This is a genomic window from Pseudomonas sp. RP-B7 (genome assembly GCF_059803535.1).
Genome location: NZ_JAPFHC010000018.1, coordinates 32,727 through 52,749, shown reverse-complemented (window position 1 = coordinate 52,749; position 20,023 = coordinate 32,727). Strand labels below are relative to the sequence as shown.

Annotated in this window: 20 protein-coding genes and 1 tRNA gene; 8 read left to right on the top strand and 13 right to left on the bottom strand. The window is 61.4% G+C overall.

The window, feature by feature from the left end; translation table 11 throughout:
* Nucleotides 1-68: 68 nt before the first annotated feature.
* Both sctC and hrpT read left to right on the top strand, forming a co-directional pair.
* Nucleotides 69-2,204, top strand: coding sequence for a type III secretion system outer membrane ring subunit SctC (gene sctC / locus OPU96_RS17460; protein ID WP_226456558.1), 2,136 nt, complete (start codon nt 69-71; stop codon nt 2,202-2,204).
* Nucleotides 2,201-2,404 (top strand): HrpT family type III secretion system protein, encoded by a 204-nt coding sequence (gene hrpT / locus OPU96_RS17455; protein ID WP_226456559.1) that lies wholly within the window; start codon nt 2,201-2,203, stop codon nt 2,402-2,404. The genes sctC and hrpT overlap by 4 nt, the downstream gene beginning before the upstream one ends.
* Before the next feature lie 22 nt (nt 2,405-2,426).
* Here the strand turns inward: hrpT and sctU are convergent, their stop codons facing one another.
* The 11 genes from sctU to sctW are packed head-to-tail and all read right to left on the bottom strand — an operon-like array spanning nt 2,427 to nt 12,558.
* Nucleotides 2,427-3,524, bottom strand: coding sequence for a type III secretion system export apparatus subunit SctU (gene sctU, locus OPU96_RS17450; RefSeq protein ID WP_226456561.1), 1,098 nt, complete (start codon nt 3,522-3,524; stop codon nt 2,427-2,429).
* Nucleotides 3,521-4,309 (bottom strand): type III secretion system export apparatus subunit SctT, encoded by a 789-nt coding sequence (gene sctT / locus OPU96_RS17445; protein ID WP_226456562.1) that lies wholly within the window; start codon nt 4,307-4,309, stop codon nt 3,521-3,523. The genes sctU and sctT overlap by 4 nt, the downstream gene beginning before the upstream one ends.
* A gap of 10 nt (nt 4,310-4,319) precedes the next feature.
* Nucleotides 4,320-4,583, bottom strand: coding sequence for a type III secretion system export apparatus subunit SctS (gene sctS / locus OPU96_RS17440; RefSeq protein ID WP_192297799.1), 264 nt, complete (start codon nt 4,581-4,583; stop codon nt 4,320-4,322).
* Between the two features lie 7 nt (nt 4,584-4,590).
* The gene (gene sctR / locus OPU96_RS17435; protein ID WP_305392035.1) at nt 4,591-5,244 is read right to left on the bottom strand and encodes a type III secretion system export apparatus subunit SctR; all 654 of its coding nucleotides are present in this window, start codon (nt 5,242-5,244) and stop codon (nt 4,591-4,593) included.
* A complete protein-coding gene (locus OPU96_RS17430; protein WP_498559413.1) occupies nt 5,241-6,251 on the bottom strand; it encodes a FliM/FliN family flagellar motor switch protein in 1,011 nt (336 codons plus the stop codon). The genes sctR and OPU96_RS17430 overlap by 4 nt, the downstream gene beginning before the upstream one ends.
* Complete coding sequence (locus OPU96_RS17425) at nt 6,251-6,709, bottom strand: type III secretion system HrpP C-terminal domain-containing protein (protein WP_305392033.1); 459 nt, start codon at nt 6,707-6,709, stop codon at nt 6,251-6,253. Before OPU96_RS17425 ends, OPU96_RS17430 begins: the two co-directional genes overlap by 1 nt.
* Nucleotides 6,706-7,134 (bottom strand): type III secretion system stalk subunit SctO, encoded by a 429-nt coding sequence (gene sctO / locus OPU96_RS17420; protein ID WP_498559412.1) that lies wholly within the window; start codon nt 7,132-7,134, stop codon nt 6,706-6,708. Before sctO ends, OPU96_RS17425 begins: the two co-directional genes overlap by 4 nt.
* Nucleotides 7,121-8,479, bottom strand: coding sequence for a FliI/YscN family ATPase (locus tag OPU96_RS17415; RefSeq protein WP_305392031.1), 1,359 nt, complete (start codon nt 8,477-8,479; stop codon nt 7,121-7,123). Before OPU96_RS17415 ends, sctO begins: the two co-directional genes overlap by 14 nt.
* Nucleotides 8,476-9,378 carry an FHA domain-containing protein gene (locus OPU96_RS17410; protein WP_498559411.1) on the bottom strand — a complete coding sequence of 301 codons (903 nt, stop codon included), beginning with the start codon at nt 9,376-9,378 and terminating at the stop codon, nt 8,476-8,478. Before OPU96_RS17410 ends, OPU96_RS17415 begins: the two co-directional genes overlap by 4 nt.
* Before the next feature lie 37 nt (nt 9,379-9,415).
* A complete protein-coding gene (gene sctV / locus OPU96_RS17405) occupies nt 9,416-11,509 on the bottom strand; it encodes a type III secretion system export apparatus subunit SctV (RefSeq protein WP_305392029.1) in 2,094 nt (697 codons plus the stop codon).
* Entirely contained in the window at nt 11,506-12,558 is a 1,053-nt protein-coding gene (sctW, locus tag OPU96_RS17400; RefSeq protein ID WP_226456564.1) for a type III secretion system gatekeeper subunit SctW, read from the bottom strand. Before sctW ends, sctV begins: the two co-directional genes overlap by 4 nt.
* A gap of 264 nt (nt 12,559-12,822) precedes the next feature.
* Between sctW and OPU96_RS17395 the strand changes: the two genes are divergently transcribed.
* The 5 genes from OPU96_RS17395 (at nt 12,823) to OPU96_RS17375 (ending at nt 17,214) form a co-directional block, all read left to right on the top strand.
* Nucleotides 12,823-13,374: an RNA polymerase sigma factor gene (locus OPU96_RS17395; protein ID WP_226456565.1), complete on the top strand. Its 552-nt coding sequence runs from the start codon at nt 12,823-12,825 to the stop codon at nt 13,372-13,374.
* A 207-nt stretch (nt 13,375-13,581) separates the two neighbouring features.
* Nucleotides 13,582-13,658 (top strand) — tRNA-Met (locus tag OPU96_RS17390).
* A gap of 153 nt (nt 13,659-13,811) precedes the next feature.
* A complete protein-coding gene (locus tag OPU96_RS17385; RefSeq protein WP_498559410.1) occupies nt 13,812-14,591 on the top strand; it encodes a PhzF family phenazine biosynthesis protein in 780 nt (259 codons plus the stop codon).
* Between the two features lie 54 nt (nt 14,592-14,645).
* Nucleotides 14,646-16,457, top strand: a complete 1,812-nt coding sequence (locus tag OPU96_RS17380) for a gamma-glutamyltransferase family protein (protein ID WP_498559409.1) — start codon at nt 14,646-14,648, stop codon at nt 16,455-16,457.
* A gap of 25 nt (nt 16,458-16,482) precedes the next feature.
* On the top strand, nt 16,483-17,214 hold the full coding sequence (locus OPU96_RS17375) for a purine nucleoside phosphorylase YfiH/LACC1 family protein (protein ID WP_226456569.1): 732 nt from the start codon (nt 16,483-16,485) through the stop codon (nt 17,212-17,214).
* On the opposite strand, the gene ddlA is transcribed toward OPU96_RS17375, so the two are convergent.
* Together ddlA and OPU96_RS17365 are read right to left on the bottom strand one after the other, a co-directional pair.
* Nucleotides 17,204-18,298, bottom strand: a complete 1,095-nt coding sequence (ddlA, locus tag OPU96_RS17370) for a D-alanine--D-alanine ligase (protein ID WP_498559408.1) — start codon at nt 18,296-18,298, stop codon at nt 17,204-17,206. The two genes, OPU96_RS17375 and ddlA, sit on opposite strands and share 11 nt — an antisense overlap.
* 44 nt (nt 18,299-18,342) lie before the next feature.
* Nucleotides 18,343-18,981: a LysE family transporter gene (locus tag OPU96_RS17365; RefSeq protein WP_305392025.1), complete on the bottom strand. Its 639-nt coding sequence runs from the start codon at nt 18,979-18,981 to the stop codon at nt 18,343-18,345.
* A 139-nt stretch (nt 18,982-19,120) separates the two neighbouring features.
* Between OPU96_RS17365 and OPU96_RS17360 the strand changes: the two genes are divergently transcribed.
* Nucleotides 19,121-19,930: an AraC family transcriptional regulator gene (locus OPU96_RS17360; RefSeq protein WP_498559407.1), complete on the top strand. Its 810-nt coding sequence runs from the start codon at nt 19,121-19,123 to the stop codon at nt 19,928-19,930.
* Nucleotides 19,931-20,023: the final 93 nt, after the last annotated feature.

Genomic DNA, 20,023 nt, shown 5'->3' with positions numbered 1-20,023 from the left:
CCCTGCCAACACGCTGCAGTCCTCGTTCACCCCGCAACCTCCGCTCCCGCCAAATTCAGAGACTTCCCATGAATAACAAGACTGACAAGCCTGACTGCTTGCGCAACGTTTCGCCCAACCACACGCAAAAACGCCGCTGTTGGCCTGGTCTGATCGTACTGCCTTGGCTGCTGAGCGCTTCACACAGTAGCTTCGCTGCCGTCCCTCCCGAATGGAAAAACACGGCTTACGCCTACGAGGCCGAGCACAAACCGCTGCGCGAGGTGCTCGAAGACTTCGCACAGACCTTTGGTACCCAACTGCAAGTCGAAGGCCTGCTGGAAGGCATCGTCAACGGCAAGATACGCGCAAACACCCCACAATCGATGCTCGACAGGCTGGGCGTGGAACACCGCTTCCAGTGGTATCTGTACAACAACACGCTCTATATCAGCACCTTGGACCAGCAAGAGTCGACGCGACTGGAGGTTTCCTCCGAGACCATCGCCGACCTCAAGCAGGCACTGACTGATATCGGCTTGCTCGACAGCCGGTTCGGTTGGGGCGAGTTGCCCGAGGAAGGCGTCGTACTGGTTTCCGGCCCGCGGCGGTACATCGAGCAGATCAAGCAATTCAGCAGCCAGCGTCGCTCGCCGGACGAGAAGCAAAATGTGTTGAGCTACCCGTTGAAGTTCGCTAACGCGGCGGATCGTTTGGTGGATTATCGCGGAGAGAAACTGAAAATCCCCGGGGTGGCCAGCATTTTGCGAGGGCTGCTGGAGCCACGTCCCTCGTCGACGATCCCAGGCATGAACTCACGTCCCGCGGCTACCCAGCCCTCCCCTCTGGTGCCGAATGTTCCGCGCCTGGGAAACCCGCTGCTAGGCCAGATGCTCGGCACCAACACCGGGCAATTGGAAACGGGCGCGACGCTGACCCCTCGCGCGCCTGCGAGCAGCAGCCGCATCCGCGTCGAAGCCGACGTGCGCAACAACGCTGTGCTGATCTACGACTTACCCGAGCGCCAGGTCATGTACCGCGAGTTGATCACCCAACTCGACGTCGCACGCAAGCTGGTGGAAATCGATGCCATCATCCTCGACATCGAGCGCACGCAACTGCGTGAGTTCGGGGTCAACTGGGGCTTCCAGAACAGCCGCTTCAGCGCGGGCTTCACGAATTTCGCACCCGGTACCACTTCCCAGCTATCAATTGAAAACCGCGATCGCTTCTACGCCGACATCCGCGCGCTGGAGGCCAAGGGGCTGGCAACCATGGTCTCCAACCCTTCCGTACTGACCCTGGAAAACCAGCCTGCGGTCATCGACTTCAACCGCACCCAGTACCTCACGCCCGGCCGCGACAACGTAACGATCATGCCGATCGTCGTTGGCACCAGCTTTCGTGTCATACCGCGGGTCATCACCAGCCGCGGCAGCCATCAAGTGCATTTGGCGATCGATATCGAGGACGGTAATTTCGGTGCGCCCAACCCCGTGAACGGCAACCCCAGTACCAGCCAGGGCAAGGTCAGCACCCAGGCGGTCATGGCGGAAAAACGCTCCTTGGTGGTCGGTGGCTTCCATGTCACCGAAAGCACAGACAAGCAAAACAAGGTGCCGCTGCTGGGGGATATTCCACTGCTGGGCAAGGCGCTGTTCTCCTCCACCGAACGGCAGAACAACCGGCGTGAACGCCTGTTCATCCTGACCCCACGCGTGATCGGCGACCAGTCCGACCCGTCGCGCTACCTGCCGCAGGCCGACCAGGCAGAACTGCAGACCGCCCTCGCGCCGCTGGCCAGGCGCACGGCCCCTCACGCACCGGTGATCAAGCGCAGCGACATTATCAACACCTTGGCGCGCCTGGTCAGTGGCGAAGTGCCCAAGACGTTCAAGGCGGCCCCCATGCCACTGAGCCTGAACACCTTGTGCGATACCCGAAAATTACTTGAGCTAAACACCGAACGCAGCCAGTGGTATGCGGGCCCGGAATACAACGTGGCCGTCGTGGTGCTGCGCAACACGTTCAACCGCAATGTGCGCATCGATGAGAAGGAGTGCAGCAATTCGCACACCCTGGCCGTCAGCGTCTGGCCACGTGCGTGGCTCAAGCCGGGTGAAGAAGCCGAGGTGTTTATCGCCATGCGCCCGGTGGTCAAGGATGAACATCTCGGTGTACCTCGCCCCTCATTGATCAGCCCAGCCCAGAAGGCCAAACCATGAAGCACAAAATGTTATACGCCTCCCTGATCGGCGCGGTGTTGCTTGTCGCCGGTTGCACCCCAACCTGCAAGGGCGACTCCTGCTCTCGCCCGCAATCGTCTCCGAACAAGCTGATCATCTGGTGGCCACCGCAGATGCGCGTCGAACCCGGCCCGGCGGGAGAACGTGCGGACTATCAAACGGTGTCGCTGGAGCGATGACTGCCCCCGAGCTGCCTGCTGCTCAACGCTGTTCAAGCTCAGGCAGCTCGAGGGTTTCACGCTTGGCTTCATCATCCAGCTCACGCAACGTGCGATAGATGATGGCTACGGCCTGCAAGGTTTCCCGAGGGATGCTGGCCCCCAGCTTTTGGGGGTAGAGGGTGCGGGCCAGCCATACGCACTGAATCACCGGAACCTCTGCGGCCTTCGCCCGCGCGATCAACTGGCGAGCATCGGCGTCCGTACCTTTGTCCACCAATAGAGGCAGTGGGGTTTTTCCAGGGCGGTAATACAAGGCCACGGCAAAGTGCGTCGGGTTGACCACCAGCATGTCGGCCTCCTCCAGCTTGGGCAGCTTGACCTTGGGCTCCTCCTGGGACAACTGGAAGGCGAGCGAGCGCCGTTGCCCTTTCACGTGGGGGTCGCCTTCCATGTCCTTGTATTCCTTGAGCACCTCCACCTGGGTCATGCGCATGCGCTTGGCAAAGAAGTGTTTTTGCATGGAAAAATCGATCAGCGCCAACACCAGCAGCAACCCCAGACAAGCGTGCAGCAAGTGGCGGAACAACGTGATCAACGCGAGGAGGTAACTTTGCAGGTCGCTATTGGCCAGGTTAATCAATGCACCCAGCGACGGCATGATCACCATGTACAACGCCAGGCCCAGCAGCAACGCTTTGGCGATACTCATCAACAGGTTGATCAACGACTGTGCGGAGAACATCTGCTTGAGTTGATTGAGCGGATTGAGGCGATTGAAATCGAGTTTCAGGACCTCCGGTGCAAACAGCAACCCGATTTGCATCCAACTGCTGATCAGCTTCATCGCAATCGCCACCCCGGCCATCAACAGGGCGAACGAAAAAAACAGCGCCAGCCCCTCGAACAACACTTCTTCCAGTGCTCGCATGAAGGGTTGGTTCATGCGCGACATCGGCAGCACTATCAACTGCTGGAAACGTTGCATACTGGTCTCGGCCGTCATCAGCGCGATCTCGCTGATGGCCGTCAACACCATCAACTTGCCCACATCCTGGCTTTGGGAGACCTGGCCTTTCTTACGCTGGTCCCGCAGTTTTTTGGCCGACGCGGGGTGCTTCTTTTCGCCTGAGTCACTCATGCTGAACCGACCTTGAACAGCAGCGCCAGTGAATGCTTGAGATCACCGAGCAGGCCCATGCGACCGACAATCAAGTCCTGTAACAACGCAAAATACAACAGCAGAATGCCGAGCCCCGCGAGGCATTTGAGCGGCGGCGCCAGCGTGCTTACCTGCAACTGCTGACTGTAAACCCCCAGCAACGCAATACCGAATTCCAGCAACAACAGCACCGCAATGAAAGGCGCGGCGTAGAGCATCATGTGCATGAAGGTGTCGCCGAGCAGATCCACAAACACCCCCATCCCGTTGGCCGACGGCAACGGGAACCAGACCGTGGGCGGCCATATCCGATAACTGTCCCAGATCACCTGGGTCAGTGCCCCCAAGCCGACGCTGACCATCAACAGAAATATCGCCAGTTGCTTGAACATGTGCCCGCAGGGTGTCGCGTCCGGCCCCAGCGACGGGTTGAGCTGCCCACCGGCCAGGGCGCCGCGCTGGTTGTCCAGCAACGCCCCCACCGACTCGAACATCCAGAACGGCATCGACAGCAACACCCCCAGCAGAAGCCCGAGGATGACCTCCTTGAGGACCAACCCGCCAAGCATCAGCATCGAATAGTCCTGGCCCGCCAACAGCGCATGGATGCCCGGTGCCGGCAGCAAGGCCAGCACCATCACGATGGCATGCCGGGGCATACCGCGAATATGTTGAAAACAGAATGCCGCCACCAATATGGCGCACGGATAGATCCGCGCCATGGCGATGACCAGGCTCGGTAGATACTCCACATACGGCAGCACAGGCCAGACCTCAGTTCAGGGCCGAACGGCCGATCATTTCAAAGGTCAGGTTGATCAACTGGATCAACTCAACACCGATCCAGCGGCCGGTAAGGATCAGCGTGATCCCCACCGCCACCAGCTTGATGCCAAAGGGCAGCGTCTGATCCTGAACCTGCATCAGCGCCTGCACCAGCGAGGTCATCACCCCTACCACCACGGCCACGATCAACGGCGGCGCCGACAACACCACCACCAGCAACATGCCCTGCTTGAACAGCACGATAGGTTCCATAAGCGACTCAGAGATAAGAAAGGAACAGGCTGTCGAGCAACCGTGACCAGCCGGAGACCAGCACGAACAGGAGCAATTTGAGCGGTAGGGAAATGGTCATCGGCGAGACCATCTGCATGCCCAGCGCCAAGAGCAGGTTGGAGACGATCAGGTCGATCACGATAAACGGGATGTAGATCAGAAAGCCGATCTCGAACCCGGCCTGCAACTGCGACAACACGAACGCCGGGACCAGCAGGATCAGGTCTTCACGCTGGACCTCCCGAGCCATTTGGGCAGGCCACAGGCGCGCCGTATTTTCCAGCAGATGGGTCAGCACATCCGGGTCAACATTGCGCAGCATGAATGTACGCAGCGGTTGGATGGCCTCCTGGCCGGTCTGCAGCATGCTTTGCACACTGCTGAGGTCCAGCGGCGAAACCTTGACCACCTCCGCTATCTGGTAGCCGACAGGCGCCATGATAAACAGCGTCGCCGCCAGTGCGATGCCATTGATGGCCATGCTCGGCGGCACCTGCTGCACGCCGATGGCGTTGCGGGTAATCATCAGCACGATCACGATCTTGAGAAACGCCGTGCACACGATCAGCAGCATGGGCATCAATGACAACGCGCCCAGAAACAGCGCCAGAACGAGAGGATCGATTCCTTGCAAGCTCATCGGGAAAAATTCACACGAGACATCTGCAACCCGAGGCGCCCGTCCACCTCCACCAACTGCCCGAGGCCAATGGCTCTGTCACCGTAGTAGAGACCGGCCATGCCCGGTGCAAAACCACTGATGCCCAGCACCGAACCTGGCGCAAGGTTGCGCAGTTCGCCGAGGGTGAGATTCAGCGTTCCACAACGCACATTCAACGCCATGCTCAACTCATCGAATGGCTCGTGGCCAAATACATCCACTACGGGTTCATCCGCCTCAGGCCCGGCCACGCCAGGTACTGCAAAGTTCTCATCCACACACACGTCCTCGATAGAAGTAACAGTAAGCCGCAACGGCCCGGCGTCATCGTCAATGCAACCGTGCAATTGCTGCCTGCCGACCTGCAGATGGCCGGGCCCCTGCGCTTGAAAAAATGCTTGTTCGAACACCAGCACATCGCCGGCCTGCAGGCCGCGCACCTGTGCAAAGGGCAGTTGCACACGTCCGACGGTCACGGCGATCGCCAGTTGAAACGCTGCCGGCAGCGGTGCCGCAATGCCCCGCCAGGGGCCGGCCGCGCACAACGAGAGGAAACTCTGTGGCGTCAGCCACATATAGGCATCCACACGGGAGGCTCCCAATGTCACCACCAGGCGACAGCCAAAGCCCTCAGGGCGGGCGGACTCGCTCAAGCGAACGTCGCCCAGCAGCCTGCTGATCTGCGGGCTCAAGTGATGTTGGAACAAGGCCCAGAACCACGAATCCGGGTCATTGCCGGACGGGGCCAACGTCACCGGGCACTCGCCCAGCAGGCTGAGCACCGGCCCCGGCTGGGCGAATGCCAGTACCCCGCAAACCGTTTCAAAACACAGCGATGGGGCACTGACGGGTGCAGGCCCAGGCTCCATCCGCAGCTCACCACGTGCTCCGGCCACCTCGAATGGCAAGCTCAAGCCACGCCCCAGTCGGCGTCGCGCGGCAACGGTGTCACCCGGGATCTGCGGCAGTACCAGACGCGAGAGCATCACGCCGGGCGAGCATCGGGCAAATGCAGGCTGACCGGCGAGCCCAGTGCTCCCGCCATACGCTCCTGGCACTGTTGCCGCACGCCGCAGAGCCAGCGCGACGTCGCCTCATGCTCTGCCTCCAATTCAATGCCCCAGACGTTCTGCTCTCGCCGCACACTGGCTTTGATCCGCCCCAGGCGCGGCATGTACAACGTCGCCTGCAACGGCCATTGCGCCGCCCCCAACACCTGGGGTGCCAGTTGCTCAGCAAGCGCGTCGATCATCGCGACAGCGGCCGGCATCCCCATGCCCGACTGGGCAGCGCCATACCCTGTGTGCGCAGCGTCATCACCAAACAACTGGGCAAATAACCGTCCTTGCTCCCAAGGCACCACACCTGCCATTGCCGGGTCGCGATCCTCGCGCGATTCACGCGGCCGTGGACGTTCGTATGGCTTGCTTGAAACCTGGGTCATATCGGCTCCTGAGCCAACAAATCGGATAATTCCTGAAGTTTTTCCACCTGGCGCAGGCACGCGGTAACCTGCTTCTGGGCGGCGCTGACGTGGATTTGTTTTTCTTCCTGCTGCCCCTGCAACGCGTACAGTTGCCCCTGCTCGTGACGGGTGCTGGCGCTCAGGGCCTGCTCTTGTACGGCCCAGGATTTCAGCGCCTGAAAACTCAGCACCTGGCCCTGATGCCGGCCGAGCAGCTCGGCACTTTGCCGAGCCTCCTCCTGCCGGGTCTGCTCAAGACGTTCCTCAGCCTGGCGGATATGCACAAGCAGGGTCTGCTGGGCTCGTTTTGCCTCACTCAGGGCACGCTCGGCACGGTCTGCCCGGTGCCGACGCAGGCGACGCAGGGTCTCGATCTCACCCAGCAATCCGTTAGAAAGGGACATGGCCGGTCAGCTCCTTAAGTTGTTCCAGCGTGGTCATCATCGGTGTGGGTTCGCGCAGATCCTGGCGTAGAAAACCGTCGACCGCCTGGCGACTGTCCACCGCCAGGTCGGTGAGAATGTCGCTGCCGGCCTGGTACTCTCCCAGCTTGAGCATCAACTCGATCTGCTGATACGCCGACAACAGGCGCCGCAACGCCGTGCCGGCGCGAATATCCTCGGGGTCGGCGACATTGCTCAAGATCCGTGAAAGGCTGGCCAGCACATCCACCGCCGGGTAGTGCCCGCGCTCAGCGAGTTTGCGCGACAGCACGATGTGGCCATCAAGCAGCGAGCGAACCTCGTCTGCCACCGGATCACTCATCGAGTCCTGTTCGATCAGCACCGTATAGATCGCGGTAATCACGCCCTCGTTTGTCAGCCCGGCGCGCTCGACCAGGCGCGGCAACAGGCTGTAGACCGAAGGCGGCAAGCCGCCGCGGCCCAACGGCTCGCCGGCAGCCAGGCCGATTTCACGCTGGGCCCTGGCAAAACGCGTCAGCGAGTCGATCAGCAACAGTACCCGCTGGCCCTTGCTGCGGAAACCTTCGGCCAATGCCGTCGCCGTGAATGCCGCACGGGCACGCTCCATGCTGGAGCGGTCCGAAGTGGCACACACCAGCACCGCCTTGGCGCGCAACTGCTCATCCAGTTCATGATCGAGGAACTCGCGTAGTTCCCGGCCCCGCTCGCCGATCAGGCCGAACACAATCACATCGCACTCCACGTTCCGCGCGATCTCGGCCAGCAGCGTGGTCTTGCCGCAACCGGCCCCGGCGAACAAGCCGACGCGCTGCCCCTCGCCCAGGGTCAACAGGCCATCGATGGAGCGCACGCCAGTGGCCAGCGCCCGGTTGATGCGCGGCCGCTCCGTAGGTAGCGGTGCCTCGCACAATACGGCGCTGGTGTCCGGGCTATCGGACTCGACAAAAGCACTCGGCCCTTCCCCTGCAATCGGGCGTCCGAAGCCGTCCAGCACCTGGCCCAGCAACGCCTCGCTGACCCGCACCCGATGCGACACCCCGAGGCGCTCCACGCTGGCGCCCACGCGTACGCCTTCCAGGTTGCCCAATGCACTGAGCACCGCATCCTGCTGATCGAAACCGATGATTTCGGCCAGCATGTAATCGCCGGCCTTTTTTTCCACCAGGCACAGGTCGCCGATGCATGAATGGGGCAACCGGCATTGCAGCAACATGCCATTGACGCGTTGAATACGACCCCGCATCGTCACCGGCGCAAAGCCGGCCAGCGCTTGGGCCTGGCGCTGCTGCCAGGCGTCCAGCCGCGCTTGCAGATCCGCACTCACCAACGCACCTCGTAACGCTGCGCGCCATCGAAAACCACCTTGTTGTTATCGATCAAGACCAGGCGCAGGCCTTCCACTTCATCACCGACAAACAGCCGGCTGCCGTCCTCCAGCACCACATGGCCGTTCGACCCGCCGACTATCTGCACAATCTTGAATGGCAACGAGTTATCGCGCAGGCGCACGCGGCTGATCACGGGCACGGTGCTGTCGAACATCTCGCCGTAGCGATCGAGCATGCGCGTCACCAGGTCCATGTCCTCCTGCGACACATCCCCGCCGAGCGCGACCTGGTCATTGATCACTTGCACGGTGACCCGCTGGCCCAGTTCGCGCTCGTTGAGCATCTTGAGCAACTGCTTGCGCACGTCGAACGGCGAAGCGAGTTCGTCCTTCTGCACCATGGGCGGCATCAAGGAGGCTTGAGCGTCTTTCTCTCCCGTGGAGACCAGGCCCACGAGCATAATGATGACTGCCCCCACCAGCGCCAGGCTGATCAAGCGCTTTTGCTGCGCGTTTGAGATGGTGGATAACTTCAGCCCCCGCGCCGGTTCAACCGGCAGTGGCGCAGGTTCAACCGGCACCGCAGAGGACGCGCCAGGCCAGGGCTGATCAGCCAGGTTGACACACAATCGAGTGGAGCCCACCGAAAACGGCACTCCCAGCGCAAGGCTCGTGATCTGCGCCAGCACCTGCCCATCGTGCCCGTGCAGCAACCCCGCCTCGGCCTGCACCGACCAGTTCTGACCGATCAGCCGCAACCGTGCGTGGTGCTCGGCAACCCCCGGGTCATCGAGTACCAGATCGGCGTCCGCGTGAGCACCGATGCTCCACTGCTCACCAAACAACGGCAGTGCCGCCCCTTGATGCAAACCGTTCAGGACACGCAGTTCGAACATCATCGAGCGCCTCTCTCTGCCCGTAGCAACAGCCTGTTCATGCCACGCCTCCGCGCATCAACTCTTCCTGCACAAGGTCAAAGCGCCCCAGCACTTTGACTTTGGAGGTGCTGCCAAGCTCGGCAAAGGACAGCACCGGCACATGGTTGAATTCATCGATCAGCAAGGTCCGCAGCGGACTGCGCAGGTCTTGAGCCACCAGCATCACGCTGCGGGTTTTGGCGCGCACGCTGAATGCCTGGTTGAGCAGGTTGACCAGCGCCGTGCTGTGATCGTTTTCAAGGGCGAAGAACACACCGCTCTGGGTCTGGCGCAGCGCTTCACGCAGGATATTTTCCGTCTGCGGCGACAGCAGCCAGGCATGCAGGCCATCGGCTTCGCTGTACTGGTGAAAGATCTGCGATTTGAGGGCGATACGCGCGTAATCGGCCAAAGCCTCGGGTTCACGCTCATGCTGCCCGTAATCGATCAATGACTCGACGATCAGCCGCACGGCACGCAGCGGAACGCCTTCGCCGGCCAGGCGCTGCAGTACCGACGAAAACCGCGAAAGCGGCATGATGCGTTGCAGTTCCTGCACCAGTTCTGGCTGGTTCTGCTCCAGCCAACTGAGAATCGACTTGCTCTCCTGAATGCCCAGGAACCGCGGCCCGCTGAGCATCATCGCGCGCGTCATGCGCTCGACGATCAAGTCCTGGGCAGTGAACCGTTCGAGGTCGGGATCTTCCAGCAAAGGGTCATCTGGCGCGAGCCACAGCCAATCCTGCTCGTCGCGCTCGATGCGTCCGCGCTCACCCCGCTCAGGGGGCTGTGCAAACGCCGTATACTCGACAGCGATGCGGTCGCTCAGGGTCGCCACCATCACCGGAACTTCATGCACGCAAAAACGCATCTCATCGACTGCCAGCGTGTCGCTGAACTCGGCTTCGAACGGTGGCAACGTCAGACCGATATTGGCCACCAGCGCATTCCTGGCCTGGCGGACTTTCCTGACGATGTCTACGACCTCGGGCGTGGCGTAAAACACCGGATTGAACTGCAGCAAGTACGGCCGCGACGGGTCGAAGCCGCGCAGGTCCTCATCGCCGTTCTCTTCCGGGCGAACCTGCTGCTGCGATTCGGCTCGCGGCGCCTGCTCGCGCTGACGCTGGCGCATCAGGTAATAACCCAGGCCGCCGGTCTTTAGCGCGATCAGGATAAAGACCAGGGTCGGCATGCCAGGCACGACCGCAAATGCGAGCATGCCAACCGAGGCAATCACCCAACTCTTGGGCTCGCTGGTCATTTGCCGGGCAATTTCGGCGCCCATGTTACTGACCCCTTTGCGGCCATCCGGCGCTACGCGGGTAATGATCATGCCGGCCGTGAGCGAAATCAGCAGCGCGGGGATCTGCGCAATCAGGCCGTCACCGATGGTCAGCACGGAGTACAGCGAGATAGACTCTGCCGCGCTCAAGCCGTGCTGGAACATGCCGGTCGAGAAACCACCCAGCAGGTTGACCACTACGATGATCAGGCCTGCAATGGCATCGCCTTTGACGAACTTCATGGCGCCATCCATCGCGCCGAACAATTGGCTTTCGCGAGACAGCTGCTCGCGCTTGTCCCGCGCCTGCGTACCGTCGATCAGCCCGGCACGCAGGTCACTGTCGATGGACATCTGCTTGCCGGGCATTGCGTCCAGGCTGAAACGTGCCGACACCTCGGCCACACGCTCGGAGCCCTTGGTAATTACCAGAAAGTTCACCAGCGTCAGGATCAGGAAGATCACCATGCCCACCGCCAGGTTGCCACCGACCACGAAATTACCGAAGGCCTCGACGATTTCACCGGCATCCTGTTCCAGCAGGATCAGGCGTGTGGTGGCAATCGACAGCGCCAGGCGGAACATGGTGGTCAGCAACAAAATCGACGGAAACGACGAAAACGCCAACGGCCCCGGCAGGTACAGGGCCAGTACGATCAACAGGCACGAGATGCAGATGTTTACCGCAATGAGGATGTCCGCCAGCCAAGTGGGCAGTGGCACGATAAAGATAAACACAATGGCCATGACCACCACGGCGCCCAGCACTTCGGCGCGCTGCGCAACCTTGAGCAGCAGCCCATTGATGCTCGACAGCGCAGTCACAGACCCCTCCTCTGAGCAACCGGGCCCCCAGGCCCCCGCTCGACCCGGGCAAACTCATCCATCACCAACAAAAAGTTGTGCAGCGCGTCTCGGCGCGTCTGGCCGTCCAGCCAAATACCCAGGGGTATCTGTTGAATCACTGGGTACAGCGCATTGAGGGAGATCAGTTGGCAAGGCCGGCCAGCGGCCAACAGATCATCCGCCAGGCGCTGCACTTCAGAGGCCGCAACGCCCGTACCGGCATAGCCCAGCAGGCGCTGCAACAGGCTCACCGCATCCTGCTCAAGGTTCAGGCGCCGGATCAACGACTCGCAGTTGGACAACACGCCGCTCAGCTGTGAGCAGCTTTGCAGCCCCCGCAGCAACGAGCGCAACAAGGCGGTAGGCACCGACGGCACGTGAGCCGCGATGTCGTCCGACAAGGCGCCCCGCATGACCTTCAGGCCTTGCGAAAACCGTTCGGCACCGTACACGCGCAACAGCTCTTTCATCATCGTCGCCAGGGACTGACGAGTGACCACGCTGGCGTAATAGAGATCGCGCACCGCCTGGCGTTCTTGCGGGTCGGCACCCGCGGCCTGCAAGGTCATGGCGATGTTCAGGCCGGCCTGGATTTCCCTTTTAAAGCGAATATTGAGCCTGGCAAGGGCATCCTGGGCCAACCTTGCCTCGTCTTTGTCCCTTGCGGCCTGCGCCTGGGCCATTACCTGGTGGAGCACCACAAACGTTCGCGCTGGATCGTTGCCGGTGATTTCCAGCAGCGTGTCGATACTTGGCTCGCGCATCAGATAGTGCCGCACCATGCGGGTGATCGCGGCAAGCTTCGCCTGAGCCGGGTGGCCCAACTGGTCGTAAAGCTGCGCCAGTTGCTCGATAGGCATGACGCTCTCACCCACCGCCTGGCGCCTCGGCACGTTGTTAAACATCAGGTCCTGATTGAAGGCAAGCTCATCGACACCCGGACTCCTCGTCTGCGCCTGGGCGGCATCGACGTTGGGCAGATCCTGTTGCAGGACTTTTTGTACATCGCTGGGCGATTCAACTTTCATGGACAGATCAGGATTGGAAGAGTGTTTCCCTATGTGGCAAACCGTCTCCAAACAGTTCCATCAAAATCATCGACGCAGGCTTTTTGAAAAAGCCTGCACAACACCATCAAGGATATTTGCAAACTCTTGCGCAAATACACCTCGCATAAAGATATATATCCTTATAAATCATATATTTATGTAGTTTTTTAGTTTGGCACAGCCAGTGCTAAAGGGGTTCTCGTCGAAACCATTTCGGCAGCGTCTACCCTGAGGAAAAACAACATGAATATCCCAATTGAAGCTCTGGCTCACCTCGTTGGCAGCTCGCCTCAATTCATGCTCCAACTGACAGACGACCAGCAAAAGAAACTTCGGCGCTTCATTCACAAGCGTGTGCTCAACCCGGAAGATGCAGACGATCTTCTGCAACTGACCTACCTGGAAGCCTGGCGCAACCGCGAGCGCTTCAGCGGCAACGCCACCCTCAGTACCTGGATGTGCGGCATTGCGCAAAACCTGATCCGCAATCACTTCAGGCGCCTGTACGCCAAGCCCGTGCATTGCGAGTTTGATGAGGCGCTCTGGCATGGACACGAAGACAATCACAACCTGGATTGGGAATTTGAGATCAACCGTCGCCTGGAGAAAACCTTGAGCGCCATCGACCGCCTGCCGGCCGAGATGCGCAAGACGCTGTACGCGTCACTGGAAACCGACGGCAGCTACCAGGACACCGCCGACGTGCTGGATATTCCGATCGGCACAGTACGCTCACGCCTGTCGCGCGCCCGCGAACAACTCAAGCGTGTCACCCACAGCCCGATGCCCCGGTAAGCCAGACCCCGCGTTGGGCAGCAGGGATATCTGCCCAACCGAGTCGCACACCGGAAAATCGACGCAAAGCCCATGGGGGAACACCGACAGTGGCACGCCACTCGTCGCCGTTTCAGCCGATTTTGCTTAAACAGTTGAAAGCGCAGATAAAAATTCAAAATAAATACTTGACGCATTAGCGTTCTGAGCGAATAATGCGCGCCACTTGGCTACATAGCTCAGTTGGTTAGAGCATAGCATTCATAATGCTGGGGTCCGGGGTTCAAGTCCCTGTGTAGCCACCAAGTACTAAAAACGGCTTACCGAAAGGTAGGCCGTTTTTTTATGCCTGCAAGAAAGTGCAGCGCACATGCGCGCAAAAAAAACCACCATCTGTACGGCGACGCTCCCCTGGCCCACTGCTAGTGTCCAACCTCCCCACACGGAGAGCATCCCCGATGAAACTGGATATCTACCAAGTCGACGCGTTCAGCTCCCACGTCTTCGGCGGTAATCCCGCAGCGGTCTGCCCACTGACCGAATGGCTGCCCAACGAACAACTGCATAGCATCGCCGCCGAGAACAACCTCTCGGAGACCGCGTTTTTTGTACCGCGCGGCGAGGTCTATGAGTTGCGCTGGTTTACCCCGCAAGTCGAAGTGGACCTGTGCGGCCATGCCACGTTGGCTGCCGCCTGGGTGTTGATCCACAAACTGGCCGGTGCACCTGAGGTGCTGCGCTTTGCCACGCGCAGCGGCGAGCTTCGCGTGACGCGCAACGGCGACGAGCTGGCGATGGACTTTCCGGCCAAGCAGCCCCAGCCGTGCAAGCCTCCAGCAGGGATGTTGAGCGCGCTAGGCATCGAACACGCCGAGGTGTTCAGCACCGATGACTACATCGTGCTGGTGGACGATGAAGCCCAGGTCGCCGCACTGACCCCGGATTTCGCCAGCCTCAAGGGCTTGCCCAAACGCGGCATCGCGGTGACCGCCAAAAGCGCACGGTTCGACTTTATCTCGCGCTGGTTCGGACCGAACGTGGGCGTCAATGAAGACCCGGTCACCGGCTCCGCCCATACGTCGCTGACGCCGTTCTGGGCCGAACGCCTGGGCAAGCCGGTGTTGACCGCCGAGCAAGGCGGCACACGCCGTGGCCAGTTGCGCTGCGAACTCAAGGGCGACCGCGTGATCATCTCCGGCAGCGCAGTGCTTTACCTGCAAGGCACGATTTACCTGTAAAAAGCACTACCCCAAGGACAACAGATCATTCTCAAAATGAACGGAGTTCAACGCGTGCTTTCGATTTCCCGCCGGCAGTTGTCGGTCATGGTGGCAACCCTCGCCCTGACGGCCTGCCATACCACGGTCACCGATCAACCACCGGCACCGGAGCTGGGCTCGGGCTACCGTACCGACCTCGCCACCCGCCATGCCGAGCGTCATATGGCAGCGGCCGCCAACCCACTGGCCGCCGAAGCCGGGCGCCAGATGTTGCGCCAGGGCGGTTCGGCAATTGATGCGGCGATTGCGATGCAAGCCGTGTTGACCTTGGTGGAACCGCAGTCGTCGGGCATCGGCGGCGGTGCGTTCATCATGCTGTGGGATGGCAAGAACGTGCGCGCCTACGACGGCCGCGAAACCGCACCGGCCGGGGCGAGGGAGCGTTTGTTCCTGCGCCCCGACGGTACGCCGATGGGGTTTGCCGAGGCGCAGATCGGCGGACGTTCGGTCGGCACGCCGGGGGTGCTGCGTGCGCTGGAACGGGCACACAAAGACAGCGGGCATTTGCCCTGGGCCACGCTGTTCGAACCGGCGATCCGCCTGTCGGAACAGGGTTTCGCGATTTCCCCGCGCCTGCACGCGCTGATTGCCGCCGACCGTTATATCCCCCAGTCCCCCGACATGGCGGCTTACTTCTTGAATGCCGATGGCACGCCAAAGGCCACCGGCACACGCTTGAAAAATCCGGCGCTGGCCGCCGTACTCAAACGCATCGCCAACGAAGGGCCAGACGCGTTGTATCACGGGCCGATTGCCGCTGAAATTGCCCGCAAGGTGCAAGGCCATCGCAACGCGGGAAGCCTGTCCCAAGCTGACCTCAAGGGCTACTCCGCCAAGGAACGTACGCCGCTGTGTACCGACTACAAACAGTGGAGAGTCTGCGGCATGCCGCCACCGTCGTCGGGCGGGATTGCCATCGCGCAAATCCTGGGCACGCTGCAAGCCCTGGAAAGCCGCGACCCGCCACTGGCAATCGCATCGATGAAACCGCTGAAGAGCGCTTCCCCCGCTGGCCTGGAACCTGTGCCTGAAGCCGTGCACCTGCTCGCCGAAGCGGGCCGCCTGGCCTTCGCCGATCGCGGGCTGTACGTGGCCGATGCGGATTTCGTCCCCGTGCCGGTCGCCGGTCTCGTCGCCCCGGACTACCTGGCCAGGCGCGCCGCGCTGATCGGTGAGCGCAGCATGGGCATCGCCAAGCCGGGCCAGCCTGCGGGCATCCAGGTGGCGTACGCACCGGACCGCTCGCCATTGCGTATTTCCACGTCGCAAGTGGTGGCGGTGGATGACCGCGGCGGCGCCGTGTCGATGACCACCACCGTCGAGGCGGCGTTCGGTTCGCACCTGATGGTCCAGGGCTTTTTGCTCAACAACCAGATGACCGATTTCTCGTTCATCCCCGAAGAACACGGCCAGCCAGTCGCCAACCGCGTCGAACCAGGCAAACGCCCGCGCTCGGCGATGGCCCCGACGTTGGTGTTCGACCGCAACAGCGGCGAGTTGCTGGCCACGATGGGTTCACCGGGTGGCTCGCAGATCATCGAGTACGTGAGCAAGTCCCTGGTGGCCATGCTCGACTGGAAACTCGACCCACAAGCCGCCATCAACCTGCCCAACTTCGGCAGTCGCAACGGCGCCACCGAGTTGGAAGCAGGCTTGTTCAGCCCGGCGTTGAAACAGGCGTTGAAGGACAAAGATCACGCGCTGAATGAAATCGACATGACCAGCGGCATCCAGGCCATCGTGCGCACGCGGGATGCCCAGGGCAAGGTGTCATTGAGCGGCGGCGCCGACCCGCGGCGTGAAGGCCAAGCCCTGGGCGACTGAACATTCAATCGACGGAGAGCACCCCATGCAGCAAGCAGACAATCTCGGCGCTCTCCCCGGCGTCGATCACGGTTTTTGTACGATCAACGACCCACTGCGCCCGGATGACGTGTTCATCTGCAAGCAGGTGCACAGTGCAACGGTGATTGAGTGGGAGGCGGATCAGCAGAGCAACACGGTTCCGGCCGACGGGGTGTTCACCGGCGAGCGGCAACCGATCGCGGTGATCACCGCCGACTGCCTGCCGATTCTCATCGCCGCAAAAAACGCCGCAAGCGTGGCGGCGGTGCATGGCGGCTGGAAAGGGCTGCAAGCGGGAATCATCGCCAATGCCGTGCAGCGCTTTGCCGAGGAAGGGATTGCCGCCGAGCAGTTGCTGGTGGCAATCGGGCCGTCGATCAAACCGTGCTGCTATGAAGTGAGCGAAGGGTTTATCGGGCAGCTCCAGGCAGATCAGGGACACCTGTGGCCGGACACTCCGGCGCCGTGGAGCGTTGTGCAACCTGCGCCGCTGCTGCCAGCGCAAATTGCGCCGCCCCAGGCGCAACAAACGGGCAGCGCCTGGTTCGACCTCAGCGGGTACGGCGTGATGCTGTTGCAAGCAGCGGGCATTCGGCGCGAGCAGATCGAAGTCAGCGCAGTGTGCACCTACTGCACCTCGCCAGCGTTTGCCAGCTATCGGCGCAGGACGCACCACCCGGACGAGCCCAAGACCCTGCTGTATTCGTGGATTGCTCGTAGAGCGATCACCGACTGATCTTCAACCCCCTGCGCCCCACATGCCGCTCCAACGCCAACTCAATCAACCGGCTCACCAACTCGCTGTAACTCATCCCCGTCGCCTGCCAAAGCTTGGGGTACATGCTGATGCGGGTGAAGCCGGGCAGTGAGTTGATTTCGTTGATCAGCACTTCGCCGTCGTCGGTCAGGAACACGTCGACGCGCGCCAGGCCGGAGCAGCCCAAGACTTCAAATGCCTCCAGGGCCAGGCGGCGAATGCGTTCGCTGGCCTCGGCGCTGATCGCCGCCGGCACTACGACCTGAGCGGCCTGGGCGTCGATGTATTTGCTGTCGTAGGAATAGAAACCACTGCTCACCACGATTTCACCGCAACCGCTGGCGATGGGATCGTCGTTGCCCAGCACGGCGCATTCGATTTCGCGCCCCCGCACCGCAGACTCCACCAACACTTTTTCATCAAAACCCAACGCCAGCTCAACGGCGGCGTAGTACTCGGCTGCGTCAGCGACTTTGCTCACGCCGACCGACGAGCCCTGGTTGGCAGGCTTGACGAACATCGGCAGGCCAAGCTTGCCCACGGCCGCTTCAAAGCTTGTGCGGGCCGCGTTACGCCGGGTCAGGGTGATGAACGGTGTGACGGCAATCCCGGCATCGCGCAGCAGGCGTTTGCTGATGTCCTTGTCCATGCACACCGCCGAACCGAGCACGTCGGAGCCGACGAAAGGCAGGTCGGCCATACGCAGCAAGCCTTGCAGGCAGCCGTCTTCACCCAGGCTGCCGTGGACGATCGGGAATATCACATCGACATGAGCCAGCAGACCGCCGCCGGAGGTTTCCACCAGTTGTTGGCTGGCTTTGCCTGGCACCACCGCCAGCTCGCGGTTGGACTGGTTGAGCGCGATCAGCGCTGGGTCTTCCCCGTTGATCAGGAAGTTCGAGGTGTCGTTGAGGTGCCAGTGACCGGCCTTGTCGATGCCGATCAGCACCGGCTCGAAGCGCGTGCGGTCGAGGGCATCGACGATATTGCGCGCCGACTGCAGCGAGACCTCGTGCTCGGTCGAACGCCCACCAAAAATAATCCCTACACGCAGCTTGCTCATGACTCGGCCTCACGGTTGAAAGTAAGGCTTCTTACCACGGGCCGTCAGCGATTCGCTACCAGGTGTGCGCCGAACAACAGGTAGCAACTGCCGGCAAAACGGTCCAGCCACTTGCGCGAACGGCTGTACAGGTTGGCCATACGCTGGCTGGAAAACACCAGGGCGACGCAGGAATACCAACTGAAGGACAAGGTGGCCATGGTCATCACCGCCAGGGTCAACAGCATCGGCGACGGCGAAGGTGGCATGGTGGAAGCGAAAATGGTGGCGACAAACAGCGCGGCCTTGGGATTGGACAGGTTACCCAGCAAACCCAGGCGCCACGCGCAGAACAACGAGCGCCGCGGCTCATCCGCCAGCAAGCTCTGCGCCATGGTCGGCGCCGAGCGCTTGAACAGTTTCAGCCCAAGGTAGATGAGGTAGCAACCGCCGATAATCTTGAAGGCCAGGTACAGCATCGGAGCGGCAGTAAACAGCGACTTGATCCCCAGGCCACCGGCCAGCCCCCACATGATGGTGCCCGTGGCCACACCGGCCGATGCCACCACGCCATGGCGGCGCGAGCAACTGGCGGCCAACTGCGCGGCATTGAAGAAGTTGGGGCCTGGTGTCACCACGGCCACGGTCCACAACAGCGCCAGTGAGACCAGCGGTGCCGCATAGGCGGGGTTGAAAAAGTCCATGGGAGGCAACTCCATCTGCGCAGGGTGCGAACGGCGATCATAGACCTCGCCGTTACCCTGCACAATCGTACAAGACCTCGGCAGACAGGGAGCGCAGACTCGGCTAACGTGTTTCCACCTCAATTTGTGACAAGCCACCATGGGCAATCCAATTTCCCCTCTCGACTGGATGCACCGCGCCCCGCACGCCAGCGGCATGGACCGTATCGAGGCGTACTTTGCCGGCTTCGCGTTCGACCCGCATCGCCATGACACTTACGCCATCGGCCGTACGTTGTTCGGCGTGCAGAGCTTTCACTATCGCGGCTGTATGACCCACAGCCTGCCCGGCACGACCATGGTGATTCATCCTGACGAAACCCACGACGGCCGCGCCAGCAGCGAGGAGGGCTTCAAGTACCGGATGATTTACGTGGAGCCGGCGCTGATCCAGCAGATCCTCGGCGGCAAGCCGTTGCCATTCATTCCCTTTGGCCATACCACCGACCCGCGCCTGTTCCGCGCCAGCGAAGTACTGCTGCAAAGCCTGGACTGCCCGATTGATCCGCTGCAGGAACAGGACGCGATGTATGACCTGGCGCAAGCCCTGAGCGAGGCGTCCGGGGTGATCACCAGCCGCAAGAGCTTCGACTACGTCGCCGCCGAACGCGCGCGGGAATTCATCCACAGCGCCCTGGGCCGCAGCATCACCCTGGATGAAATGGCCGAGCACGCCGGGCGTGACCGCTGGGCGTTGTCGCGGGATTTTCGCTTGTTGTTCGGCACCAGCCCCTACCGTTACCTGACCATGCGCCGCCTGGACCTGGTACGCAGCCTGCTGGCACAGGGGCAATCGCTGGTGAATGCGGCGATGACTGCCGGGTTCACCGACCAAAGCCATATGACCCGGCAATTTCGCAGCACCTACGGCATGCCGCCGTCGCGCTGGGTGAAGATGCTCGGGCGCTGAAAAAACCTGATTTGCAATGCCATCAATGTGGGGCTGGCTTGCCTGCGATGGCCGAGTGTCAGTCACTGCACATGTCGGCTGACCGGCCGCTAT